Source organism: Paenibacillus sp. J22FR21, assembly GCF_056269135.1.
On the sequence record NZ_JBWDNJ010000006.1, the window covers coordinates 174981 to 201394 of the forward strand.

The following is a 26414-nucleotide window of genomic DNA, read 5'->3' on the forward strand; positions in this document are numbered from 1 at the left end:
AAGCGGTGGACAAATTCAATCCAAACTTTGGACGAAAGAGGTGAATATTTCATCGCAGATGTGGTACAATAGACGTAATTAAAAGGCCATGCTACCGCAAGGGTACAACCTCGTTATGAATGACGAGGTTGTACCCTTTTTTGCATTTTGCATGGGCTCAGATCTATTTTAGGAGAGTGAACCATATTATGATGCTTGAAGCCATTTATCATCGTCCGAAGCAAAACTGGTCCTACGCCTACGACCGTTCCACGCTGCATTTGCGTATCCGCACGCAGAAAGGCGACATGGATGCTGTCCAAGCCGTGGTAGGCGACAAATATGCGTGGGACAAAACGATGCAAATCGTGCCGATGCGTATTTTTACAACGGATGCGATGTTCGACTACTGGGAAGTTGCCGTGGAACCGCCGTTTCGCCGTCTGCGTTATGCGTTCCAATTAGAGAAAGGCACGAAGACGCTTTGGCTGACCGAAAGTGGTTTCGTTGACGCGCTTCCTTCCGACTCCCTCACGTTCTACGACTACCCGTTCATCAACCCGATCGACGTGTTCCAGCCGCCGGCTTGGGTGAAGGAAGCCGTTTTCTATCAAATCTTCCCGGAACGTTTCGCGAACGGCGACCCCTCGCTCGATCCCGACAATGTAGAGCCATGGGGCGGCAAGCCGACACCGAAGAACTTCTTCGGCGGCGATATTCAAGGGGTTATCGATCACCTGGACTATTTGGAGACGCTCGGCGTAACCGCGATTTATTTCACCCCTGTATTTGAAGCGACGACGAATCACAAATACGATACGCAGGATTATTTGAAGGTTGATCCCCATTTCGGCACCAATGCGCTCATGAAGGAGCTCGTGGACATCTGCCACAAACGCGGCTTGCGCGTATTGCTTGATGCGGTGTTCAATCATGCCGGCGCTACTTTCCCTCCGTTCCTCGATGTGCAGGAGAAAGGTGCCGATTCGAAGTATGCGGGCTGGTTCCATGTTCGTGAGTGGCCGCTTCGTATCGAGGATGGTATCCCTACTTACGACACGTTTGCTTTTGAACCGATCATGCCGAAGTTGAATACCGAGAATCCGGATGTCAAAAAGTACCTGTTGGACGTGGCCCGCTACTGGGTGGAGGAAATCGGCATCGACGGCTGGCGGCTTGATGTCGCGAATGAGGTCGATCATCATTTCTGGCGCGACTTCCGCAAGACGGTCAAGGACGTTAATCCGGATGCCTACATTCTCGGCGAGATTTGGCATGATTCGATGATGTGGCTCGAGGGTGATCAATTCGACGCGGTCATGAACTACCCATTCACCAACGCCGTGCTCGATTATGCCGCTTATGGCAAGCTTGACGGGTGCAGCTTCGCGAACGCCATCGGCACGCAGCTGGCGAACTATCCTCAGCAAGCGACCGAGGCTGCGTTCAACCTGCTGGACAGCCATGACACGCCGCGTCTGCTCACGTTGTGCGATGATGAAGAGGGCCGCATGAAGCTGGCCGTGCTGTTCCAAATGACATACCCGGGTACACCGTGCATCTACTACGGTGATGAAGTGGGCATGTCCGGAGCGGGCGATCCCGACTGCCGTCAATGCATGGTGTGGGAAGAGGAGCAGCAGAACGGCGATCTGCTGAAGTTCTATCAGACACTGATTGCGCTTCGTAAGCAGCACGCCGCTCTTCGCTCGTTGGATATTACGTTCCTGCACGCCGAGGCGAATGATGCAGCGGTAGTTTATGCTCGCCGCAGCGGAGATGAGCAATTCATTATTGCGATGAATGCCGGAGCGCAATCTCGCAGCCTCACTGTGCCGGCTGCAAGCGGGAAGTGGCAGGATATGTTCGCCGGTTCGACGGTCGAGTCGAAGGGCGCGCAGCTCTCCATCGCGCTCGATGGCTTCGGATTCGTTGTGTATAAGCTTGTAGGTTAGTTTGATTGGCCGGCCGCATCCGGCTGGCTGCTCCCCCAGCCGCCGCAAGGGGGCGATTTCGGAGCTGAGAGCCGCGTTTTCCGACTCTCGGCTCTTTTTTGCGGCGGATTTGGCGCTGACAGTCGGTTTTTCATACTCTCAATGAGGCAGCCATCCACCTACACGCGGCGGCCAGAGGGTGAGCTGAAAGCAAAAAAGACCAACCCTTCATCATCCACGATGAAGAGTCGGCCTTCCCTACCCGGCACGGGGTCGTCAGCTCCTTCGCAAGTCAGCCTTCTCCCTACGCCGTCACTTCTTAATCGTCAGTTCCTCCGCGAAGTGCCCGGAGCGGTTCACTTTGGTCTCCAGATACTTGCGGTTGAATTCGGAAATGTCGCCCCAGAGCGGGACACGGTCTTCCACGTTCATGCCGGATGCTTTGAGCGCCGCCAGCTTCCTTGGATTGTTCGTGATGAGCGTGACTGGCTTGCTGCGCAGATGGGCGAGTACGAGCAGCGTCTCTTCGTAGCTGCGTGTATCGTCCTGAAATCCGAGCTCCAGATTTGCCTCAACCGTGTCGTAGCCCTTCTCCTGCAGAATGTAGGCCATCGCCTTACTGAACAGCCCGATTCCCCGGCCTTCATGGTTGGCTAAGTAGAACAGAGCGCCGGTACCGTGCGAGGTGATCATTTTCATCGATTGGTGCAGCTGATACCCGCAATCGCACCGCTTGCTCCCGAAAATATCTCCCGTATGGCAGATGCTATGCATACGAATCAATGCTTCCTCCCCGCCGGCGAAGTCGCCATACACGAGCGCGCTGGACTGCTGCTTCTCAGCCAGATTGGACGCGGACAGCTGCTCAATCAGAAACTCGGTCCGCTCCTTTTCCTTACAACCGCCCTCGGTATGGACCAGGTCCCTGCACGGAAGCCAGCAATACCACTGGAAGGTGTGCGTTTCCCCCTCCAAATTAACCGGCAGCTGAATAGGCCCAACCAAGATCAACGTACCGTTTTTGCTTTTGATCGTTTCAATCCTATCATCCAGAATGCCAACGATTTTCTCATCAATCATGCCATGACGTCCTTCCCGCTTCTGACAGTCAACCTCAGGTTAGTGTTTATTGCGCGGAGAGGAAATATGCAGCCATCAGCTGCCTCACCTATTTCTTCCACCCCATGCTCGCCCGTCTATCCAGCCTGCGCGCCGTACCCTCGTTCACATAATACATGCAGGCTAAAATTCGTCGCTCACATGGATCGATCCGTTGTGGGAAGAAGCCTCCACATAGATTAATTCCTCGTCTCCTTGACGGAATGTTTGGCAGGAGTCAGTATCATCGCCCTGTTTCTTGTCGACCAGCTGTTGGCCATTCAAGCGGCAAGCCGCGCGACCATGATTGACGTTTAATTCGCCATATACACCGGTCGAATGAGCCGGGAACTGAATCGTAATGCTGCCATTATGTGTTTTAGCGGTAACGCTGCTTTCTGAGGTCGCATTCGCTACCCGAATTTCAATCTTCCCATTTTGCGATTTGCATGCCAATTCCTCGAACTGGCAATTCGCTTTGATGTTGCCATTCTGCGTGTGTACCTCTATCGTCTCGGCTATAACGTCGTCTGTATGGACGGAACCGTTCGTTGTCCGGCATTCCAACTTCTCCAGTTGGCCTTTCGCTATAATATTACCGTTCGTTGTCGTAAGAACAGCTGATTCCGCCAGGAGCCCACCCGTGTGAATGAAGCCGTTAACCGATGTTACTTTCACCTGCTCAACCTGTATGCCTTCAATCTTGATTTTTCCGTTCGTCGATGTGAATGCAGCCGTCTCTGAGATCATCTGCTGGACATCAAGGCCACCGTTCGTCGCAGACATGTGGAATAACTCGTAGGCTTGTCCTTGCGGAACTTGAATGGTTACGGCGAGATCTACTTGACGGCCATTCAGATCGTCCGTCTTCAAGCTGAATCGGTAACGTTCGTCATCGGAGCTTTGCGAAACCGCCTCTTGCAGCCAGCTGTGCAAATCGAAGCTGCTCTCGGGTTTATCCATCTTCGCCGATACATTCACCTGCGTAAATTCTTGATCCCATGTCAGGTACTGGATGGAGGCGTTATCCGTCGCAAATTCCACATACTCTGTCGGAAACGAATGATGCTTACTTTCCCAGTAAGCTTCACCTTGCGCCCCATGAGCGCTGACCTGCGGCTCGATTTCTTTATGAAGCGGTGCCGCAGGGGAGGGTGGGGCTGGTGCAGGAGGAGGAGTGGGAGTAACTGCTGTCCCTTCAGCTTCAACCGACTTACTGTCGCCTCGTTCAAGCGCTTCAAGCAGCGCCAAGCCTTCCTCTACGGTAATTTTATGCTCCTCGATCATTTTTGTAATCATCGTCCGTTCTTCACTCATATCGCAATCGCTCCTTTATTTTTTGCTGGCTTGGATGAGCTTAAGCGCCTCTTCTACGGTTATCGTGCCTTCATCGAGCTTCGATAGAATCTGCTTGCGCTGTGAATCCTCCGTGGCGGCGGGCGTCTCTGTCGCAGGCGAGGTCTGGTAACCAAGCGCTTCCACGATGTGGTCTAGCCGGTTCCGTACCGTTGGATACGATATGCTGAGCTCCTTCTCCATCTCCCGGATGTTCCCCCGAACCTTCAAGAAAACCTCCACGAATTTCAATTGTTCGTCGTTCAAGGAGGCTAGTCGGGTCGATTCGAAGCTGCCTTTAATCGTCGTGTGGCAATGATCGCATTTGAGCTCTTGGATCGTCAGCTTATTCTCGCAAACGGGACATTGCTGCGGTGGTGGGTATTTCAGAGCAATCCCTCCTTCTGTTTAATGGTGAGTTTAAAAATATTTATATTATATTGAATTATATTAAACAATAATATTGAATTTTACAAGTTATAAGTTAAATAAATTAATTTATATGTTTATGCGTGGCGTTTTATCTGCTAGCCTTGAGCAGGGAGCTCGACTATCAGGCGGGTGGGGGGGGGATTTACTTAGTGATGAGCGGAGGAAGGGAGAAATTGCTGCTTAAAATGCAACATTTCCCCCTCAGAATGAGCAAAGACAGCCAATTGTTGCGCGATATGCAACATTCAGCTGTGGAAGGACGATCAGGAGGCTAGTTGGGGCGAAAATGTTGATATATGCGCAACATTTCCTCCACTAGCCTCCCTTTTCATCAAAAATGCTGCATGTTATGCAACATTTCATCTAGACCTGCCACCTAGGTGGGCGGCGAGGTTACTTGATGTTGGTGGGTAAGCGAAGATTAGGTGGACGGCAGGGTTACTTGGTGTTAGGCGAGGGAGCGACGATTAGATGGACGGCAGGGTTACTTGGTGTTAGGTCGAGAGGCGACTGTCAGGTAGTCAGCGAGATTACTCGGCGATGTGTAGGTTGCACGACTATCAGGCCGCCAGCAGGGTTTTACCTGTTGATAAGTCAGGGGAGCGTCCGCCAGCGCTGCATTCGGGCTCGTTATCCCCAAACTTACGCACATATTATCCACATTATCCACAGCTTACTCAGAATTCTCATCAAAAAAAGCTGCCCCACCCGGCATCATCCTGCGATGATCACGAGTGGGACAGCCACTTACTATTGCAATATAACCGTACTATACGGCGGCAGCTTCAGCTTGCCTTCGCCGAATTTCGCGCCTTCCTTGCTGGACCGCGCGATTTCCTTCAAATCATCCTTCTCAGCGGTTCCCCCCGAAGTCAGATCGATAATCTGCTCCGTAGCTGACATATTATGCGCAACGAGAACCTTCTGATCGTTCGTTACTCGGTAATACGCAGCAACGGCCGGGCTGTCGGTGTTCTTCTCTACGATCGTGCCATCGCGCAGTGCAGGCAATTCATTACGCCAAGCAATCAGCTTCTTGTAATGCGATAACAACGAGTTCGGGTCCGCTTGCTCCGCTTCAACCGAAACCGTGTTCGGCGTCGTGTTGTAGCGGGAGGCTTCCCAAGTCGTCTGCCCCTTGCCGCCCGCAGCGCCTGAAGCGTACCAAGGCATCGGCTCGCGAATGGCCTCGTCGGGCTTCATCCCCTTCATGCCTAATTCCTCGCCGTAGTAGATGAACGGATTGCCCGGAAGCGTAAGCAGCAAGGCCGAGGCCATCTTGGCATGGTCCACGTTGCCGCCAAGCTCGCTCATTGTCCGGTTCTGGTCGTGATTCGTCAGAAACGGCGCATCCACAAACGCACCATTCGATGACTTGTTGTACATCTGGTAGATACGGCCAAGACTAAACCCGACATCGGGATTCTGCTCCCGATCTGCACCGGACAGCAGTTTCTTCGCCAAATCAAAGTTAAAAGCCGAATCCAGCGCTTGATCCAAGTACGGTGCGATAATAACCGAAGAATCCCACACTTCGCCTACGATATAGGCATCCTTCTTCGTGTCGGCAATGCCCTTGCGGAACTCCTGCCACCACTTCTGGTTGCTCGCTTTGACGGCATCGGTGTTAATGGTAGACGCGAAGTCGCCATAGATATGCTTCGCAGCATCCATCCGGAAGCCATCCAAGCCTTGCTCCAGCCAGTAATTGCCAACGTTGATCATCTCACTGCGTACAGCAGGCTCGTCAAAGTTCAAATCAGGCATCCCTTCCCAGAAGTCGCCTAAGTACTTCAAGCTCCCAAACGGATGCCACGGATTACCGCCAACTGCGCCGTCTGCCGGCACCTGTACATCCGCTTCCTCAATATGATACCAATTCCGATACGGACTCTTCGGATCAGCGATCGCGGATTTGAACCACGGATGCTCATTGCTCGTATGATTGACCACCAGATCCATAATGACCTTTATCCCCAGCTTATGAGCGGCTTCCGTCAGTTTATTCAAATCTGCCATCGTGCCGTAATCCTTGTTAATTCCATAATAATCCGTTACATCATACCCGTGATAGCTGGGAGAAGGATTAATCGGCATCAGCCAGATCCCGCCAATGCCCAGCTCCTTCAGGTAGCTCAGTTTCTCAGTCACACCATTCAGATCGCCAATGCCATCACCGTTGGAGTCCGAGAAGGAACGAACAAAGATTTCATAATAAACCGCTCCCGGCTGCTCATCGACCTGTGCCGCAACCGCATCTTTCCCAACCTTCTTCTCTAGCTCCTGCTCGCCCTTAGAGGAGGAGCAGCCTGCCAGCACGCTGATTAGAAGAGCGGCGGCCAATATGGCCGCCGCGAATATGTTGCTTATACCTGTACGGATGATCATCACCCCTTGGATGCCCCCGCAGTGAGTCCTTCAACAAGGAACTTCTGCAGAAACGCGAACAGAATCATAATCGGAATCGCAATCATAACTGCGCCTGCCGCGAACATCGTGAAGTTACTGTTCTGGAAGTTAGCCACCATATCCCACATGCCGACCGCAAGCGTCCAGTTTTCTTTGGAACGCAGAACAAGTCTTGCGAAGATAAAGTCTACCCACGCACCGGTAAACGTCGTTAGTCCGATGTACGTAAGCATTGGACGAGACAACGGGAGCATAATGCGCCAGAAGATCGTTAAGTGGCTTGCACCGTCAATCCGCGCTGCTTCATCCAAGCTCCGCGGAATCGTATCGTAGAACCCTTTTACAATGAAGCCGCCAAGCACAGATCCCGAAGAATATACGAGAACGAGCGCTGTATGCGTATCAAGCAAATCCAGCTGAAGCAGCAGGATATAGATCGCGACCATGCTCATGAAACCCGGGAACATCCCAAGGACGAGCATCGTAGTGAGCAAGGTTTTACGACCTTTGAAACGGAAACGCGACAAAGCGTACATGCTCAGCGTAGTCAGCAAAGTCGAGAGAATCATCGACAGTGTAGCGATCTTCAGCGTGTTCCAATACCAGCGGCCGAAGCTGAAGCTAGGTGAAGTGAACAGCTCCTTGAAATGGATAAGAGTCGGATGACTCGGGAAGAACTGTTCGCTAAACAGTGCGCTGCCGGGACGCAGAGCTGAGAACAGCACCCATACGGCCGGATAAATCGCACAAATCGCAATCAGGGTCAGAATGATATAGGTCAACGTTAAACGGAAGACGTTCCTCGATTTCATACTCATTGGATCATATCCTCCTCTTTAAACGACCGTGAACGACGGTAGCTCCAGATCGAGAGCGAAGCGACAATCACGAAGATGATAATACCGATCGCGGATGCAAAATTGTACTTGTTGTTATTAAGCGTCAGCTTGTACAGCCATGTAACGAGCAAGTCGGTGCTGCCTGCATACTGATAGTCACCCTTAACCGGATCACCATTCGTCAGCAGGAAGATGACGTTGAAGTTATTGATGTTACCTGCAAATTGCGTAATGAGAATCGGTGTTGTAGCAAAGAACACGAAAGGCAACGTGATTACGCGAAGCTTCTGGAACGCTGTGGCACCATCGACCTCGGCAGCCTCGTACATATCTCTTGGAATGGCAGTAAGTACGCCCAGAATAAGGACCATGGAGACCGGAATCCCGACCCACATGTTGACGAGAATGACCGTAACCTTCGCCCAGAACGGATCCGTCAGCCAAGGAAGCTTGCCGATTCCGAAATAGCCGAGGTACTGATTGATCGGTCCGAATTGGCCGTTGAACAAGTTACGCATTACAAGCAGCGAGATGAGCTGCGGAATCGCGTAAGGAATAATGAAGATCGAACGCCACATGCCTTTGAAACGAATGCCCTGCTGATTGATGAGCAGCGCAACGAACAAACCGCCGAAATACGTCGTAACGGTGGCGATAACCGCCCAAATGACCGTCCAAATGAAAACCCCGTAGAACGTATGGCTCCACGTCTTTAATTGGAGCAAATCGATAAACGTCTGGAACCCAACCCAATCGACAAGCTTCGCAGGCGGAATATGCTCCGGTGCGGAGTAGTTGGTGAATGCGAGCAGGATCGCCATCATAATCGGCATGATCGTTAAGAACAGCACGGAGATAGCAGGCAGCGTGAGGAGCAGCTGAGGGAACCGTCTGTCGGTTACATAGCTGACTGTTTGCTTAAACGATGCCGGTGTTACGCCTTCATCCCGCAGCTTGCCGGTTCGGTTCGCATCCCTGACGTTCATCACATAGATGACAACAAATAAGCTGAATAAAATCAGAATAACAAGCCCGCCGATTAATAAGTTGACGGAGTGGTCACCAACAACGTTCTTATAGCGCTTGCCGATTTTGACAAGCTTTGTCGGTGTATCACCAAGCGTTACAAGACCCCAGATTGCATGAGGAAGCCTTTGTACGAAATAATAACCGCCCATAATTTCAACACAAAGCAGAAGAATGCCTTTCACGAACTGACGATTGTACAGTTGACCAAGACCCATCGCGAGAACAGATAAAATTGTGGCTGTTTTTTGATGCCGCTGCATCCACCTCCAGCTCCTTTCCCTTGTCCGAATAAAGTTACGTCACCCGCCCCTCATAAGAAAGGGCGGGTGACGGCATTGTATGGTTGTTTATTCGCAGCCAACAGGCTGCGTCTGATGCTGCCGCGATTTACTTCGCAGCTGCGTTAGCATCTTCGATTTGCTTCACAGCATTATCAAGTGTTGCTTTCGGATCTTTGCCAGCGTTCCAGATGTCGGAAAGCGCTGCGCCGATTGGTGTCCATACGTTGCCCATTTCAGGGATCGAAGGCATCGGCTGCGAGTTTTTGAACTGCTCAACGAATGCTTTTACAATTTCATCGCCTTGGATCTTCGGATCTTCTGTTGCTTCCTTGTTTGCAGGAATCGCGCCAGTCAACGAGAAGTCATCCAATTGCGCTTCTTTCGTGGAAGCAAAACGTGCGAACAATTTCGCTGCGTTCGGGTATTTCGTGTACGAGTTTACGTACCAAGCTTTAACGCCGGAGAACGATACGGATTGTTTGCCGTTGATGCTAGGGATTGGCGCTGCACCGAAGTTGATGCCGGATTTCTTGATATCGCCGATTGCCCATGGGCCGTCGATGTTCATCGCAAGCGTACCGCCTGTGAACAGACCTTTCTTGATATCATAAGTTACATCACCGGATTTAAGCGGCAATACGTCTTTCTTCAGCGATGCGAAGTAAGTTGCGCCTTCTACCGCACCGGCGTTGTTAAGGCCGATTTCAGCTTTGTCTTGGCCGTTGTTGCCGTATACGAAGCCGCCTGTAGTAGCTAGGAACGGATAGCTGAAGTAGAAGTTTCCGATATCCCACATGAATGCATATTTATTCTTTTTACCGTCGTTGAACGTTTTCGCGAATTCTTTCACTTCGTCGAACGTTGTTGGAGGCGTTGCGATCAGATCTTTGTTGTAGAACATCGCATACGTTTCAACTGCACGCGGGAAGCCGTATAGAACGCCATCATACGTTACCGCTTGAACCGCAACATCGCTGTTCTCCGATTTCGCTTCTTCTTCATAAACGTCATTCGGAAGCACAAGACCTGCTGCTACTGCTTTACCAAGGTTATCGTGCGGGAACAATACAACGTCTGCACCGATTCCGGCAGGACCGTCAGTTGTAAGCTTCGCCACTTGGTCGCCAGCGCCAAGCTCTTCCATTTTCACTTCAACGCCGTATTTTTCTTTGAATTCTTTCATCATTTTCTCAACGAAAGGACGCTCTTCTTTGGCTTCCCATACAAGCAAAGTTGCGCCGTCTTCCGGTACAAGCTCAGCGTCTTCAGCTGTGTTGTTGCCAGTGCCGTTGTTTACTGTGCCCGTGTTTGTTTCACCGGTGTTCTCATTCGCATTGTTGTTCTTCGAGCCGCAAGCTGTCAGTGTTGCAGCAAGTGTTAGAACTAGAAGTAAGGATACTGTCTTTTTCATTCTATTTAACCCCTCTCGTTATTAAAGCGTAATCGCGCCGGAGCATAAACCTAGAGTAACCAATTATCGACATCCTATTACGAATAGCGCGATTGCTTCGGATGATGCAATAACCGAGCTTGCAAGTATTTCTCAAAAATGCGGCTCTTGCATTGTACACGATCCTCTGCGTTTGTGCAAACGTTTGTACAGATGGCAATCGAAATGGGAATTCAAGGCTTTAATTTCCTTCTAATTGCGAAAGAAAGCGTTTTACCGACGCCCTTACTATACACTACGGCCTGCAGATTGGGAAAACGTTTGCACAGTTCATTTGCACAAATAATCACGGACCGTTCTTCCATTTGCTCTGTTTTTCTCTCCCTATCTCAGAAAATTAAATTTGTGCATGAAAAACTTTTCAATGATATACTCTAGGTAAAGTACAGCTATAGCATCGGCTCACATAAACAATGATACGTGCATACGTTTGCGCAATTGGGGGATTTTATGTCAGTCACGATTAAAGATATTGCAAAAATCGCCGGCGTCTCGCCTTCAACCGTTTCACGGGTTGTCTCGAATCATCCGCGAATTAGCCGGGAAACGTCCCGTAAAGTCAAAGAGATTATGGAGCAGCTCGGCTATCACCCGAACATGATGGCGAAGAGTCTGGTGTCGAAAACAACCCAAACGATTGGCATCGTCTTGCCGCGCCCTGCCGAGGAGCTGTTTCTGAACTTCTTCTTCGGCGAGCTGATTCGAGGGATCGTTACGCAGGCGACCAGAGCCGGTTATGACATGCTGATGACGACGGTTACGTCTGACTCTAATGAGCTTGAAGCCATCTCGCGCCTCGTCATGGGACGCCGCGTTGATGGTATTTTGCTATTGTCGTCCCGCACCTCGGATCCGATCATCGGATTTCTGAAACAGCAGAACTTCCCCTTCGTTCTCATCGGGCGAAGCGACGAGTTTCCGGACGTGCTTTCGATTGATAATAACAACATCCAAGCAGCTTATGATGCCACGAGCCACTTTATCGCCCAGGGGCATAAGCGGATCGGCTTCATCAGCGGTCCGCCGAATCTCGTTGTTTCCCAGGATCGACTGTTCGGCTATAAGAAAGCGCTCAAGGAAGCCAACCTGCCGTTTCAGCAGGAATGGGTGCTGGAAGGCGATCTGCTGCAGCAAAGCGGATACCGGGCGATGTCCTTCTTCATGAGCTTGCCGGATCGGCCGACAGCGCTTGTCATCTTCGACGATTTGCTCGCCTTTGGCGTGCTGCGCGGACTGACAGAGCTTGGCTACAGCGTTCCGCAGGACATTTGCATCGTCAGCTTTAACAATATTCCGCTGTCCGAGCTCGCTTCAACGCCGATCAGCTCCATCGATATCGGCACTTATCAGCTCGGCTATACCGCGTCACAGTCGCTGCTTCGCATCGTACACGATGAGCCGCTGTCGCAGAACCATATCATTATTCCGCATCGACTGATTGTGCGGGAATCATCGATTCATTCGAGCAGCAAGAAAACATGACAAAAGGCATCCTCCGCTGACAAGCCGGGAGATGCCTTTTTAGTTATCCTACGCTAAATAAATCGCTCGATTGCCATGACTGCCGCCGAGGCTATAGTTGACTTTAATAGACAGCTACTGCTTTTTGAATCGCTGCATTAAGTGCATCCAGATTCGGCGTTGACGGCGTCTTAGCGTCCGTCAGCTCGTATTTCCCTTTCAGCATGAGAATCCGTTTCACGCTCTCATCTATCCGCTCCACCGTAATCTCTCCGCTATTCACGCTCTTCTTCAGCGCTGCGAGTATGGCGTCCACATTCTTGTACTCATGGGCCACCAGCAAAATATCACTGCCCGCCTTGACCGTCATGACCGCCGCTTCTCCCATGCCATAATTCTTCGCAATGGCCCCCATCGTGAGGTCGTCCGTCATGACGACACCTTCGAATCCCAATTCGCCGCGAAGCTCATCCGTGATGACTCGTTTGGACAGGGAGGCCGGCACTTTGTCGTCCACCTTAGGGTAGAGAATATGCGCGATCATGACCGCATCCACCCCTTTATCGATGGCTTCTTGGAAGGGCAGCCACTCGAAGGCTTTGAGCGCAGCTTCGCTTTTGCCCACAACCGGCAGCTCCAGATGGGAATCAACCGACGTATCCCCATGCCCCGGAAAATGCTTCACCACCGGAATGACACCTTCCTCCTCGATAGCCTCCATAACGGCGATCCCCATCTTCGTAACAACCTTAGGCGTCGAACCGTAGGAGCGGTCGCCGATGACCGGATTCTTCGGGTTACTGTTAATGTCCAGCACCGGTGCGAAATCTACGTTGAAGCCCATCTTCTTGCTCGCTTCCCCAAGTATGCTTCCTATCTTGGCTGCATATTCACTCTTGCCGGTGTCTCCGATTGCCTTGGCGGTTGGCAGCTTCACAAGTCCGGGAAGCCGGCTCACCCTGCCCCCCTCCTGATCGACAGAGACGATCAGCGGTGAAGCATTATCTTTGTTCCAAGCCTTCAACTGATTCACATAGGCGACAACCCCTGTAGGCGTCGAAATATTATTCGCATAGAAAATAACGCCGCCCACATGCTGACTCGCAATCATCCGTTTCGCTGCCTGACTGCCCGTCGTACCGTCCACGCCGGCAATAATCATCGCCCCAAGCTTCTCATCGAGCGACATTTTCTCCACCTGCTGCGTGATTTCATCCGCCGGCGCCTGCTCGGGCTGATCGGGCGTCTCCGGCACGGCCGGTGTTGCCGGTTCTTCTTCCGACGTATCCGGCGGCGTTTCCGGTGTCTGCGTTGGCGGTTCATCCGTCGGCTGCTCCGAGTCCGGCGGCGAAACGACGACAGGCGGCTGGTCAGCGGTCTCTCCCTTATGCGTACAACCGCCTAATATTCCGATCGACAAAGCCATTAATCCTATAGCAAGTTTTCTCATCTGCATGGTCACCCGTTCCTCTTCGCGTACTTATTGCAATTGTAACCATTAGAACGCAAGAAGAACCGCCAAATGTTGCAGCATCGGAATTAAGATTCTTTAATTCCCGCTAAGGGCTTGGATGCGGCGGTAGGGAAATGTTGCGTTTTGCGCAACATAATCAGGAAAACCGCAGCTAGTTGGCTAAAATGTTGCATGAATCGCAGCATTTCACCTCCGCCAAACAAACCAAAAAACCGCTTCCCCCTCGAAGAGGGAAAAGCGATCCACAAATAAATTCAATTAGATCGTCCACAAGCTCCAATCATTGCGTCTGCGGCCGATGGAATCAATCCAGCGCAGCGATACATCGAACAACTCATCGCGCGAAGCTTTCGAAGAGAACGTATGGTCACCTTGCAAAATAACCTCTTTGTCGCAATTGCCCTCTTTGCGCAGCCAGAACATTTTCTGATACAAGAAGCAGTAGTCGACTGGGATCACCGTGTCCGCCGTGCCATGCACGATCAGCACATCCCCGTTGTAGCCGCGCAGCTCCGTCAGCGGTTGATATTGCGCCAACGAATCGGTGAACTTCTTCGTAAACTGATAATGCATATAATCCGTCGTACCATTGGTGTCAATCTCTTGAATCGCCTTGGTTCCGATAATGTTGCGGATATCCATGAACGGGTGGGCGACCGGCGCCCACATGACCAATGACTTCACGCGCGAGTCGCGAGCAGCTGTCAACACCGCGACCGCGCCGCCCAGGCTGTGGCCCACAAGAATAAGCCGCTCCGCATCCACCATATCGAGGCTGAGCGCGTAATCGATGACCGTTCTCGTCTGTCCGATCAGCTCATCCAAACCGCCGCTTCCGTAATCGCCGGTGCTCTCGCCGCAGCCGCCGTAATCGAAGCGCAGCACAAGATAACCGCTGCGAGTCAGCCGTTCTGCTGCCTCAACGAATAACCGGTCCGTCCCCATACGATTGCCGATAAAGCCATGGCAAATGATGATAAGCGGGTATTTGGCAGCTCTCTTCTCTTCGCGATCCACTACGGGATACTGCAGCACGCCGGACAATTCTATGTCGCCGCTGCGGATTGATATGGGATGATTCATGATCGGCACCACCTTATTCCTATAATTCCTACCTACTTTGTTGGAATTAAGAATATCACGGATATGCGGCATCGTCAATCGTCAGTTTGCACGGCTTCGGACTATGCTTTTACACCGACATGTTTGAGCGCTTCACGTACACTTAACGGTGATAACGCCGTATCCGCTACGAACTGCTGCACCGCAGCCGAATCGGTCTTCGCATATTCGCGCAATGCCCAACCGATTGCTTTGCGAATGAAGAACTCTTCCTCATGCGCAGTTCGGCGAATGAGCGAGAATAGCAGCTCCGCATCCGTCCGGCCTTTATAACCGAGCTGGAACAAGATTGCGGTACGACGCAGCCAGAGGTTGTCCGATGTGATCCATTTCTCCGTGTAGGCGGGCACAAGCTCCGGATAGCGGGTGAACATCGTGCCAACAAGGTGGCTCGCAATCATATCGACCGTATCCCACCACGATTGTGCCGTAATGAGATGTTCGATGAACGCTACCTGGTCAATCGTCAGATCCTTCTGCCGCTTCTCAAGCAGGAGCAGCGCCGTATAATGAAACTCCCGCTCCGGCAGCGACCACAGCTTACGAGCAATCCTTTCAAGCTCCGCACCCGACGGTACACCGTGCTCCTTCATAAACCGCTTCGTCACCGCAGCCCGCTCCGGCGTCCGAATGCCCAGAAACGGAAATAAATCGCGCATATAAGCCTTCATCGGGCCTGCGACTTCCTCACTCGCATGACTGCGAAGCATCTTCTCGAGATCCTCGCAGTAGGTGTCCGAAACGATATTCACTTTCACTGGCAGCAGCCTCCTTCATATGACCCCATTATACCAAACCTGTCACCGCATCTAAGCAAGGGCAGCAACAAAAAGACGACCGATGATCCAGCCATCCGTCGCCCTTTTGCATTATCTCTTATAGATCAGCTTCCGCTGCTCCTCTACCAGTAGCTTCAGTCCATCTGTCGCATAGGCGCCGGGGCTCAGCACGCCGAACTTGATCCAGTAGCCAACTCCAAACGACGAGCCGTCTTCCAAAATAACCTGCAAACTGTAACTCCCGCCGGCTAAGTTCTTTGTCTGTTTGGCAATCGTCATGCGGTCTACAACGTTCAGCTTTACGTACTCCTCCGCAAACGCAGCGACCGCTTCCGGCGTGAAGTCTTTCAGCGGCGAACCGTCGTTTCCGCTTACGAAACGGACATTCTTGATTCGGCCTGTAATATCATAGAGGTCGCCGATTGTATCCGCAGCTTTATTCTCGGAGACTTGATAGAGCTCACCGCCTGCCAATAGTCGGAAGCTTTGCTTATAGCCTTTTACCTCGAACAGCTCCGTCCCGATCTCCAGCAGCGTGGCATCTCCGTCCTGCATCACATAATCCTCGCAGGCATGGTCTGATAGTTTATAGCCGATTTGTCCGATTCGCTTCCCTTGCTGGACGATGCTCGCATCATCGCGGTCCCCCATAGACATATACAGGATACCATTCCATCGAAGCGCCGGGACATAGTCGATTTCGGACGTCTTATCGCGGCATTCCTTTCTATCTGCGCCACCTGCCTTGGTGCCCGGCAATTGAAACGAACAACCCGTCAGAAGCAATAGAGCGCTTAATAGAAGAAGCATCGCTCTCCTTGCAGTTCTCCTCCGGCCAAAACCCTGCTTCATTGATCCTCACTCCGACTCTCATTGTTGCTCCTATAGACGAGGCTGTATCGCCATTAGTTGCAGCATATGGTCAATCATACAGGAATTGGATCAATTCAGCACAGCCTCTACCGCCCGCCACCTCAGCTTGTCCCGCATGGTGACGACCGGGCCGATGACGATGGCGACCGGGCTGACCAGCTCCGCTACCTCAGGCAGCGAGGTTATGGTTCGAAGCGTGCCGACGACCGTTCGCTGCTCGGAGCAGGTTCCGCTTTGCACGAGCGCGATCGGCGTGCTCGGCGGTTTATCATTGCCGAGCAGCTGCTCCACGATGTAAGCAAGCTGCGCCAGCCCCATCAGCACGACGAGCGTCTCCGCGCCGGCCGCCCACGCCCAATCGACACAGGCGCTGTCCTTGTCGGTACATTCGTGGCCGGTAATGACCGCGAAGGAAGCAGCCAGCTTGCGATGCGTAACCGGAATGCCGGCGTAAGCAGGGGCGGCGATGCAAGAGGAGATGCCGGGCACGATTTCGAATGCGATCCCGCGCTCTGTTAAGTGGGCGGCCTCTTCGCCGCCTCGCCCGAACACGAAGGGATCGCCTCCCTTCAGCCGGGTGACGGTCAGTCCGCGCATTGCGCGCTCGGCGAGAAGAGCATTAATCTCTTCTTGCCGCAGCGTATGTCGTCCGGAAGCTTTGCCGACATAGATGAGCTCCACATCCGACCGAGCCTCCTTAATCAGCTCCTCTGACACGAGTCTGTCATATACAATGACATCAGCCAGTCGTATGCTTTCCAGTCCGCGGACCGTAATCAGCTTCGGGTCGCCAGGACCCGCTCCCGTTAAGTACACCTTCCCATAATCGCCGCCCATGCGCCCACTCTCCCTGTCCCAGCTATGTCTTGCTGCCATTATATTGGATTAAGATCCGCTCTTGGACTATGAATTCGCGCTTACACCTGTATGGGGCTCTACTTCCACGCGTGCTCCATGCCCCGCACTACCGGGACCTCGAGCCGAGTCTTCACCTTGCACCATGGCTAGACCTGCACCCGGACATGCAACACTTTCTGCGACAGCAATCGGAACGGCTCCTATGCCCTCCGCACTTGCAACGACACCTGCACCTGCGCCTGCACCAGAACCAGAACCAGCTCCTGCGCCGCCCGCGCATTCACCCGACACAGCACCAACCGCCGTCTCGCTTTCCGTCAATTGACCGCCGCCGAAGAATTTACTCATCGCAACGACCATACTGCCCATGCGCTCCTCTTCAGGAAACAGTACCCGCTCCACGCCTTCCTCTTGCAGCGCTTCCGCCGTCACCTTACCAACGGCTACGGCCAGCACGCGCTCCGAGAAAGCAGCGCGAACCGCTTCCAGCTTACCGAGCTTCGCCGCGCAGCCCATCACATAACGAACCTGAACGGTGCTCGTGAGCGTGACAGCATCTACATCGCCGCTGACAATTTCCTCAATCAGCGTCTCGACGATATCGCCCTGCGGCGGGATATGCCGATAAGGGAGCAGCTCCTCGCAGAGCGCGCCGCGTCCGGCCAGCTCGCCGATCAGACGCGGGGCCGGATCGCCATATAGCTGCAGCGCAACGGTCCGACCATAGAGATCATGGTCGCCCATTAAGCGAAGCAATCCCGCAGTCGTGCCGTCATCATCACGCACCTCCGGCGTGATGCCCAGCTTGCGCAGCGCGTTCACCGTCTTATAGCCGCGAGCGGCTACTCGCATCTCGCTCAGCACATGGACAAACTGCTCCGCCAAACCGAGCCGCTCGGCAATTTGCACGAGCGCCTCCGTTCCAACGCCTGTCGTCAGCACGAGCCAATCGGCCGGCTTCGCGATGAGCGAGCATAGCTGCTCTTCAATCCCGGAATCGTCGAGAAACACGGTTCCCTGCGCAGGACGAAGCACCGCCGATCCACCGAATTTAGCAATCATTTTGCTCAGCTCATCCGCTTTGCGCGGCCCCGTCACCGCGATCCTCTTCCCCTCTAAACGCGCCATAGCCGCCGCCTCCCAGTCCAATCGATATCCACTCGCATTAAGGCAGCAATCTTACGATACTTTTCTTGCGGACGCTCCATCCTGTACCAGCAAAATCACATTACCCGCTTCATCAACAATCGTGCTGTACGTATTCACGCAACCCTCATCCGGCGCCTGCACGAGCCCATCATGTAAATTAATCTTCCAATCATGCAGCGGACAATAGACATGATGATCGCATACGATCCCTTCGGAGAGCTTGCCGTTCTTATGCGGGCATAAATTCTCAATCGCTTTGACCGTTCCATCGGTCAGCTTGAACAGTGCCAATTCGATATCGCCGAACCGCACAACGCGTCCGGCCCGTTCAGGAAATTCTGAAATGTGTCCAATGATCAGTTCGTTCATTTTCTCATCCGCTCCCTCCGCTGCTGCCGCCTGGCGCAGCGCTGTCTCTGGTTATGGCTTCAACGTTGCGTCTGCTGCTGCAGCTTCCGGACTCATCGGTGCTGTCAGCGCATCGAATGCGCTGCGCAGATCGTCACTTTCGATGATTTGCTGCCAAGGATCCTTCATGAGATCAAGCGTCTTATCAATGCGTGCATTCAAGGCGTCACGATCCTCTGGTTTCTCCAGCGCAGCTTTGATCGTATCGAGACCAATTCGAAGCGACCACTCACTCGTCCGTTCCATGTAGTTGGCCGTTTCCCGGTAATATTGCAAGTAAGCGCCCGTCCACGCCAGAACTTCCTCTTCCGTCTTTACCTTTGTCAGCAAATCTGCTGCGCGCACGCGAGTTCCTCCGTTACCGGCCACGTAAATCTCCCATCCGCCGTCAATTGCGACTACGCCGAGATCTTTGATGGTCGCCTCTGCGCAGTTGCGCGGGCAGCCCGAGACAGCCAGCTTCACTTTATGAGGGGTGTTCAACCGCTCGAATTTCTTCTCCAAGTCGACGCCCATTTTGATCGCATCCTGTGTTCCGAACCGACAAAACGTATTGCCTACGCAAGTTTTCACGGTGCGCAGCGCCTTGCCGTATGCATAGCCGGAAGGCATATCGAGATCCTTCCACATGCCAGGCAGGTCTTCTTTCTTCACACCGAGCAGGTCAATTCGCTGGCCTCCGGTTATTTTGACAAGCGGCACTTGGTATTTCTCCGCTACCGTCGCAATTCTCTTCAAATCCTCCGGCGTCGTCACCCCACCATAGATGCGGGGAACAACGGAGAACGTGCCGTCCTTCTGAATGTTCGCGTGATTGCGCTCATTAACGAAACGAGATTCCAGCTCATCCTCATGTTCGTCAGGGAACGCCATGCCGAGGTAATAATTGAGTGCAGGCCGGCATTTGGAGCAGCCCTCCGGGTTGTTCCACTCCAGCACATGCATAACTTCCTTCGTCGTCGTGAGGTGCATTTGCTGAATGGCATTCACCACTTCGTCGCGCGAGAGCGTCGTGCATCCGCAGATGCCCTCTTTCACCGCCGTTACCTGATCTGCGCCGAGCGTCGTTGTCAGAATAGCTTCCACGAGTGGTTTACAGCCGCCGCAGCCTCCCGAAGCTTTGGTGCAGGCCTTCAACTCACCTACGCTGACGCAGCCTTTCTCCGTGATCGCCTCCACCAACGTGTCTTTCGTTACGCCGTTGCAGCCGCAGATGATTTCGTCCCCACTCATGGCGGTTACGAGATCCGCCGTGCTCACCGACTTACCGCCTCCGCCTCCGCCGGACGGTCCGAACAGCACTTCTTTCTCGCTTCCCGTAAAGTCCTTACCGCTGCGAATAACCGAGAAAAGCCTTGAACTGTCGCTGGTATCGCCGAACAGAACAGCACCGACGACCTTCCCATTCTCAAACACTACCTTCTTATAAATGCCGTCCAAATCATCCTGTACGCGAAGCGCCTTCGTACCCGGTTCATCCGCAAACCGCCCAGCCGAGAATACGTTGACCCCGGATACCTTCAGCTTGGTTGACAGCACCGATCCTTGATAGCCATCACTTTCGACACCGGCCAATTTCTTCGCGAGAATGGCTCCTTGCTCGTAGAGCGGCGCCACCAGACCGTACACAACCCCGCGATGCTCGGCACATTCACCTACCGCATGTATGTTAGCTATACTCCCCTGAAGATGATCACCCACGACAATACCGCGATTCACTTCCACGCCGGCACTCTTCGCCAGCTGCACATTCGGCCTGATGCCCGCTGCCATGACGATGAGATCCGCCTCTACATGCGTCCCATCCTTGAACGTCAGACCTGTTACACGTTCATCTCCCGTAATGAAATCGGACTGCTTCTCCAGCAGAAACTTCATCCCCTGCCGTTCCAACTCCGCTTGCAGAAGACGCGAAGCCGTAGCATCGAGCTGCCGCTCCATCAAGTAGCTGAAGATATGAACAACGCTCACTTCCATGCCGAGATTGACCAGCCCCCGTGCCGCCTCAATACCGAGCAAACCGCCGCCGATAACTACAGCCTTCCGGTACGTCTTCGCTGTATCGATCATCGTTTCACAATCTTTGATGTCCCGGAATGCAATGACGCCTTCCTTATCAGCCCCCGGTATCGGAAGCATGAACGGCAGTGATCCCGTAGCAAAAACAAGCTCATCGTACGATAATGTCAGTCCTTGATCCGTCGTTACCGTACGCGCCTCCGTATCCACTGCTGTCGCTTGTTGACCGGTGTGAAGCGAAATCTCGTTATCGCGATACCAATCCCAATCATTCAGAATAATATCCTTCATGCTGGCATCCCCTGCGAGCACAGACGACAACATAATGCGGTTATAGTTGGGGTGCGGCTCCGCCCCAATAATTGAAATTTCGTAGCGATGCGGGTTCAGCTTGAGCAGCTGCTCCACGAATGACACGCCGGCCATCCCATTTCCGATCATGACTAGTTTTTTTCTCATGGCTATCTCTCCTAAAAGTTAGTGCGTCGCACGAGGTACGACCCTTATTGCGCTGCAGCCCCGGCCGCTTCCGAAAACATAAAAAGCCTACCCCCTCGTCGCAATTGACGAAAGAATAGGCTCCATTGCCGGATTTAAGAGGGCACGCCATTGTGCCGTCGTAAAGATCTTGGCTTTAGTATAGGTCGCATTATCGCGCATGTCAATATATCTAACATAAAATAGCACGTAAAGTGCCATTAATGGTCACTCGCCTAAAATTTAGGGAAAATAGTTGAAATGAACGTCGACATTCTGAGGGAGGGTATGTTATATTTTATTACAAATTTGCAGGCAGGGCTTCAAAGCCAGACAATTGCTGTGCCTAACCGAGGTGACCGATGATGAGATCAATCCTTTTTCTCGAGGAAGGAAGACCTCCCGTTTCGATGCATAGCTTGCAGCAAAACTGCCGCACCTTGCATCGTGCAGCTAATGTAGAAGAGGCAAAGAGCCTCATTAGCGTCGCGGATGCCGTGGTGATGCATGTTCCCTTAGAGAGGATGCAGGATTGGCAATCCACAATTGCAGGAATGAGACGACTGCCGACGCTATGGCTCTGCTCCGAGAACGCGGTTCCGAGCGAGCTTGAGTTTGGTTTCACATTGGACGGCGTCCTCTTCAGCTCTATGAACACCTTGGAATTTGGCGTTGCCTTGAAGTGGGGACAGCGTGTATTCCAGCAGCGCAAGCGATGGGCCGAGGAACGGGAGCAGCTGCTGCAGCGTATTGATGAGCGCAAATGGATCGATCAAGCAAAGGCCGTATTGTGCGAAATCAAAGGGATTTCCGAGGCGGAAGCCTATGATTTCCTGCGAAAACAGGCGATGAACGAACGCAAACGGATCGGCGATATTGCAGCCTCCATCGTGAAAGTTTACCAACTTATCCACGGCTAACTCTCGGCATCAGCTCCTATACGTATTAAACCACCCCCGCTCCCCCCCTAAAATTTTGTATGTCAGCTATATTGACACAGACCTCGCAAGCCCCCTATAATTGCAACTAAGATCACAATGACGTGAATCGAACGATAACTTGGCTTCCACACCGACGTGGAGCCGATGGCAAAGAGGCCGTATTGCAGTTATATAACTGCGATGCGGCCTTTTATTGTGTTAGAAACGCTTACAAAGCAGTCACTTCAAGCGAGCAACCCTCAAATTTCTCGTTTGACAAGCTGAAGATGAAGATGAAGCAGCAGGACCTTTTACTAAAGAGAGAGATCAACCGGAATGAACAATGGAGAGGAGCTACTTGCAATGATGAATCGCGATGGATTTCTAAAAAGCGGACACAGCCCGTCCTTGCTGAGCGCATTTTTGTATTTTGACATGAGCTTCATGGTGTGGGTGCTGCTAGGGCCGCTGGCTGTCATTATTATGAGCGACTATCAGATGGATGCCGCCCAGAAAGCGAACCTCGTCGCACTGCCGATACTCGGGGGTTCCATCCTCCGCCTTGTGCTCGGTTATTTCACCGATGTGATCGGACCGAAACGCACGGGACAAATCGGCATTCTGCTTACGATGGTCCCGCTCGTCTGGGGCTGGAAGTTCGTCGACTCCCTAGGTGAGCTGTATATCGTCGCGCTGCTGCTCGGCGTTGCCGGCGCTTCCTTCGCTGCCGCACTGCCGCTCGCAAGCCGCTGGTATCCGCCGAAGTATCAAGGTCTCGCGATGGGAATCGCCGGCGCAGGCAACAGCGGAACGGTATTCACTACGCTGTTTGCCAATCGGATCGCCCAGCATTATGGCAGCTGGCATGTTGTTTTCGGCATGGCGCTCATTCCGATCGCAATTGTTTTCATCGTGTTCACCCTGCTCGCCAAGGACAGCCCGAACCAGCCCTCCCCGCGCAAACTGTCCGATTACGGTTCGGTGTTGAAGCAGCGGGACACATGGATGTTCTGTATGCTGTATGCCGTCACATTCGGCGGCTTCGTTGGGATGTCCAACTATTTGACGATTTTCTTCAACACCCAATATGGGCTTAGTCCCGTCCGGGCAGCTGACTTCGCCACAATCTGTGTCATCGCAGGCAGCTTCTTCCGTCCGGTTGGCGGCTGGCTGGCCGACCGAATTGGCGGCCTGCGCATGCTGATTGCCCTATACGCGGTCGTCGCCATTATGATGGCCTGCATCTCTACCCTGCCGCCGCTTCCGGCCATGATTGTCCTGCTGTTCATCGGAATGATGGCCCTCGGTATGGGCAACGGTTCTGTATTCCAGCTTGTGCCGCAACGCTTCCAGAACGAGATCGGCATCGTCACCGGTATTGTCGGCGCCGCAGGAGGACTGGGAGGTTATTTTCTTCCTAAGATTCTTGGTAATCTGAAGCTCTCTTCCGGTTCCTATACACCGGGTTTCCTTATTCTTAGCGGCGTGGCGCTCATCTGTATCGTTCTCATCTTCCTTGTGCAAGGCGCATGGAAGAGATCCTGGATCGGCAGCGGCGGCAAAGCCCGTATCGATTCGGCGGGCATGCAGAACACGGCCACCTCTTAATTAATTCGATAGGCGGACTGCTCAGCCCGCTTGATTCCCGCACTTTCAGTTGACTGAACCCTATGCCGGCAGAAGGCAGCGTGCATCATCCGGGGCAGACGGAACAAAGCCGTTCCGTCTGCACGCCTTACCCCTACGCAAGCGGAAATGGAGGAAACCTCATGAGCGCACTACCTATAGCAGCTGATCCGGAAGCGACTCGAATTAGCTCACATTGCTGTTTCTGCAGTATGCAGTGCGGAATTGAACTGCTTCCCGATGACAATGCGGCAGGGTTCGAAATTAAGCCCAGCCCGGATTTCCCTGTGGCAACGGGCCGCTTGTGCCAGAAAGGGCTGAACGCCTTAGGGCATACCGTCCATGAGGAGCGTCTCCTCGTACCGCAGCGCAGGGTTGGCTCTGCCCTGCCGGGTTCGATATGGCAGCCATCCAGCTGGGAAGATGCGCTTGATGGCATCGCCTCCTCGATCTTATCCATTCAAGAGCAGCATGGTCGTGACGCCGTATCCGTCTTCGGCGGAGGCTCACTCACCAATGAGGTCTGTTACTTGCTCGGTAAGTTTACGCGTGTCGCTTTACGCTCCAAATATATTGATTATAACGGACGCTACTGCATGTCCTCCGCTGCTGCAGCGCAAATGCGCGCTTTTGGCATCGATCGCGGGATGAATGTGCCGTTGGATGATTTAATCATGGCGAACTATATTATTTTGGCCGGAACCAATATCGCGGAATGTCAGCCGACGATGGTTCCGTATTTGATGGCAGCGAAGAAACGCGGCGCCATTATCGTAACGATTGATCCACGCCCTACCATGACCTCCAAGCTAGCCGATATTCACGTGAATTTACAGCCGGGGTTTGACTCCGTGTTCGTAAACGGCCTACTCCATGTCATCCTAAGCGAGAATCTCTATGATCAAGCTTATGTGGACGCACACACGACCGGGATTGAAGAGGTTCGGGAATCTGTGCGGGATTTCTCGCCTGATACCGTATCGACGTACACCGGCATTCCCAAAGAAGTCATCCGCACCATCGCACGCGGATTTGCCCGTGCAGAAACAGGCGTCGTCCTCACTGCGCGCGGATTGGAACAGCAAATTAACGGCGTAGAGCACACGCTGAACTATATCAATCTCTGTCTGTTAACCGGCAAAATGGGCCGACCCGGCTGCGGATTCGGACCGGTAACCGGTCAAGCTAACGGTCAAGGCGGCCGCGAGCACGGTCAGAAAGCCGACCAGCTGCCGGGCTACCGCATGATCGACGACCCCGAAGCAAGGCGGCATGTCGCGGCGGTTTGGGGAATTGATCCCGAGGAGATCCCGGGCAAAGGCGTGTCGGCGTATGAGCTGTTCGATCGCATTCTGGAAGGTGAAATCAAGGCGATGATCGTGCTTGGCTCCAATCCGCTTGTATCGAGTCCGAATAATTCACGTGTAGAAGAGGCCTTGAAGAAGCTCGAGCTGCTCGTTGTCATCGATCTCTTCGAGACGGAAACCGCCGCTTACGCGCACTGGCTGCTGCCTGGATCGACTTTTCTGGAGGCGGAGGGCACACTAACCAATCTCGAAGGCCGCGTGTTTCATCGTCCGCGCGCGCTGAAGACGCCGGGCGAAGTGATGGAGGATTACAAGCTGATAGCTGCACTTGCTGCTCGGCTTGGGCGAGGGGAATATTTTCAATATGAGTCCCCCGAAGCGGTATTCGATGAGCTGAGCCGAGCAAGCGCAGGCGGAAAAGCAGACTACAGCGGCATGTCCTATTCACGAATTAAGGAGAAGAAAGGCTTGTTCTGGCCCTGCCCTTCGCCGGAGCATCCGGGAACGCCTCGCATGTTCGAGAACGGCGTCTATTTCCATCCGAACGGACGCGCTAAGCTGCACGGAATTACGCCGAAGAAACCCGCCGAGACGACGAGCCGCGAGTATCCGTATATCCTGACGACCGGCAGGCTCGGCAACCATTACTTGAGCGGCACCCAGACGCGGCGCACCGCCGCCCTGATGAAGAAAGCGCCGGTGCCTATTGCGGAAATTCATCCGACGGCAGCCGAGAAGCTGCTGCTTCGTCCCGGCGACCGTCTCCGCCTCACCACGCGGCGCGGCACGATGGTCATCGACGTCAAGGTGGTGCAGGATATCCACCCGACGACGGTATTCGTCCCTTTCCACTGGGGCGGCGACCTAGCAATCAATAAGCTGACCAACGATGCGCTGCATCCCATTAGCCGCATGCCGGAATTCAAGCTATGCGCCGTTCGGCTTGAGCGGGAAGCTCCGCCGTAAGCGGCCATGTTACGCCAATGGGTAGTGGAAAATCATAGTAAATAGTCACGTAAAAAAGCACCCCTGCGGGTGCTTTTTTACATGGATAAGTAACTTGCGACAGAATGTGGCTATATCGCTCTAAGTGCGGTTCCTGGTACCTCTCATTACCGGGAAAAAGTAGCCACCACAGCGACACATCCGCAAGTA

The 26414-nt window shown here is 53.1% G+C and carries 20 protein-coding genes; 5 read left to right on the forward strand and 15 right to left on the reverse strand.

Annotated elements, in window-relative coordinates; translation table 11 throughout:
* Nucleotides 1-188: 188 nt before the first annotated feature.
* Nucleotides 189-1934, forward strand: coding sequence for an alpha-glycosidase (locus tag AC0YNS_RS21800; RefSeq protein WP_475783071.1), 1746 nt, complete (start codon nt 189-191; stop codon nt 1932-1934).
* 291 nt (nt 1935-2225) lie between these two features.
* On the opposite strand, the gene AC0YNS_RS21805 is transcribed toward AC0YNS_RS21800, so the two are convergent.
* The 7 genes from AC0YNS_RS21805 to AC0YNS_RS21835 form a co-directional block, all read right to left on the reverse strand.
* Nucleotides 2226-2993, reverse strand: coding sequence for a GTP cyclohydrolase II (locus tag AC0YNS_RS21805; RefSeq protein ID WP_475783072.1), 768 nt, complete (start codon nt 2991-2993; stop codon nt 2226-2228).
* A 162-nt stretch (nt 2994-3155) separates the two neighbouring features.
* Complete coding sequence (locus tag AC0YNS_RS21810; RefSeq protein ID WP_475783073.1) at nt 3156-4328, reverse strand: DUF4097 family beta strand repeat-containing protein; 1173 nt, start codon at nt 4326-4328, stop codon at nt 3156-3158.
* A 15-nt stretch (nt 4329-4343) separates the two neighbouring features.
* Complete coding sequence (locus AC0YNS_RS21815; RefSeq protein WP_475783318.1) at nt 4344-4742, reverse strand: DUF2089 family protein; 399 nt, start codon at nt 4740-4742, stop codon at nt 4344-4346.
* Nucleotides 4743-5528: 786 nt separating this feature from the next.
* Nucleotides 5529-7166, reverse strand: coding sequence for an alpha-amylase family glycosyl hydrolase (locus tag AC0YNS_RS21820; RefSeq protein WP_475783319.1), 1638 nt, complete (start codon nt 7164-7166; stop codon nt 5529-5531).
* Nucleotides 7166-8005 carry a sugar ABC transporter permease gene (locus AC0YNS_RS21825; RefSeq protein WP_475783074.1) on the reverse strand — a complete coding sequence of 280 codons (840 nt, stop codon included), beginning with the start codon at nt 8003-8005 and terminating at the stop codon, nt 7166-7168. The genes AC0YNS_RS21820 and AC0YNS_RS21825 overlap by 1 nt, the downstream gene beginning before the upstream one ends.
* The gene (locus AC0YNS_RS21830) at nt 8002-9315 is read right to left on the reverse strand and encodes a carbohydrate ABC transporter permease (RefSeq protein ID WP_475783075.1); all 1314 of its coding nucleotides are present in this window, start codon (nt 9313-9315) and stop codon (nt 8002-8004) included. The genes AC0YNS_RS21825 and AC0YNS_RS21830 overlap by 4 nt, the downstream gene beginning before the upstream one ends.
* Before the next feature lie 127 nt (nt 9316-9442).
* The gene (locus tag AC0YNS_RS21835; RefSeq protein ID WP_475783076.1) at nt 9443-10747 is read right to left on the reverse strand and encodes a sugar ABC transporter substrate-binding protein; all 1305 of its coding nucleotides are present in this window, start codon (nt 10745-10747) and stop codon (nt 9443-9445) included.
* 489 nt (nt 10748-11236) lie between these two features.
* Between AC0YNS_RS21835 and AC0YNS_RS21840 the strand changes: the two genes are divergently transcribed.
* The gene (locus tag AC0YNS_RS21840; RefSeq protein WP_475783077.1) at nt 11237-12268 is read left to right on the forward strand and encodes a LacI family DNA-binding transcriptional regulator; all 1032 of its coding nucleotides are present in this window, start codon (nt 11237-11239) and stop codon (nt 12266-12268) included.
* Between the two features lie 103 nt (nt 12269-12371).
* Here the strand turns inward: AC0YNS_RS21840 and nagZ are convergent, their stop codons facing one another.
* The 8 genes from nagZ to nirB all read right to left on the reverse strand — a co-directional run bounded on the left by nagZ (nt 12372) and on the right by nirB (nt 21388).
* The gene (gene nagZ, locus AC0YNS_RS21845; RefSeq protein WP_475783078.1) at nt 12372-13703 is read right to left on the reverse strand and encodes a beta-N-acetylhexosaminidase; all 1332 of its coding nucleotides are present in this window, start codon (nt 13701-13703) and stop codon (nt 12372-12374) included.
* A 276-nt stretch (nt 13704-13979) separates the two neighbouring features.
* A complete protein-coding gene (locus tag AC0YNS_RS21850) occupies nt 13980-14804 on the reverse strand; it encodes an alpha/beta hydrolase family protein (RefSeq protein WP_475783079.1) in 825 nt (274 codons plus the stop codon).
* Nucleotides 14805-14905: 101 nt separating this feature from the next.
* The gene (locus AC0YNS_RS21855) at nt 14906-15553 is read right to left on the reverse strand and encodes a DNA alkylation repair protein (RefSeq protein WP_475783320.1); all 648 of its coding nucleotides are present in this window, start codon (nt 15551-15553) and stop codon (nt 14906-14908) included.
* Nucleotides 15554-15712: 159 nt separating this feature from the next.
* Nucleotides 15713-16474, reverse strand: a complete 762-nt coding sequence (locus AC0YNS_RS21860) for a hypothetical protein (RefSeq protein WP_475783080.1) — start codon at nt 16472-16474, stop codon at nt 15713-15715.
* 90 nt (nt 16475-16564) lie between these two features.
* Complete coding sequence (gene cobA / locus AC0YNS_RS21865; RefSeq protein ID WP_475783081.1) at nt 16565-17332, reverse strand: uroporphyrinogen-III C-methyltransferase; 768 nt, start codon at nt 17330-17332, stop codon at nt 16565-16567.
* A gap of 66 nt (nt 17333-17398) precedes the next feature.
* Nucleotides 17399-18481: a uroporphyrinogen-III synthase gene (locus tag AC0YNS_RS21870; RefSeq protein WP_475783082.1), complete on the reverse strand. Its 1083-nt coding sequence runs from the start codon at nt 18479-18481 to the stop codon at nt 17399-17401.
* Between the two features lie 51 nt (nt 18482-18532).
* On the reverse strand, nt 18533-18871 hold the full coding sequence (gene nirD, locus AC0YNS_RS21875; protein WP_475783083.1) for a nitrite reductase small subunit NirD: 339 nt from the start codon (nt 18869-18871) through the stop codon (nt 18533-18535).
* A gap of 51 nt (nt 18872-18922) precedes the next feature.
* Nucleotides 18923-21388, reverse strand: coding sequence for a nitrite reductase large subunit NirB (nirB, locus tag AC0YNS_RS21880; RefSeq protein WP_475783084.1), 2466 nt, complete (start codon nt 21386-21388; stop codon nt 18923-18925).
* Nucleotides 21389-21768: 380 nt separating this feature from the next.
* Here nirB and AC0YNS_RS21885 point away from each other — a divergent pair, with 380 nt between their 5' ends.
* From AC0YNS_RS21885 to AC0YNS_RS21895, 3 genes are all read left to right on the forward strand, one after another.
* Nucleotides 21769-22326, forward strand: coding sequence for an ANTAR domain-containing response regulator (locus tag AC0YNS_RS21885; protein ID WP_475783085.1), 558 nt, complete (start codon nt 21769-21771; stop codon nt 22324-22326).
* A 366-nt stretch (nt 22327-22692) separates the two neighbouring features.
* Nucleotides 22693-23934, forward strand: a complete 1242-nt coding sequence (locus AC0YNS_RS21890) for a nitrate/nitrite transporter (RefSeq protein WP_475783321.1) — start codon at nt 22693-22695, stop codon at nt 23932-23934.
* A gap of 161 nt (nt 23935-24095) precedes the next feature.
* A complete protein-coding gene (locus AC0YNS_RS21895) occupies nt 24096-26225 on the forward strand; it encodes a molybdopterin oxidoreductase family protein (RefSeq protein WP_475783086.1) in 2130 nt (709 codons plus the stop codon).
* Nucleotides 26226-26414: the final 189 nt, after the last annotated feature.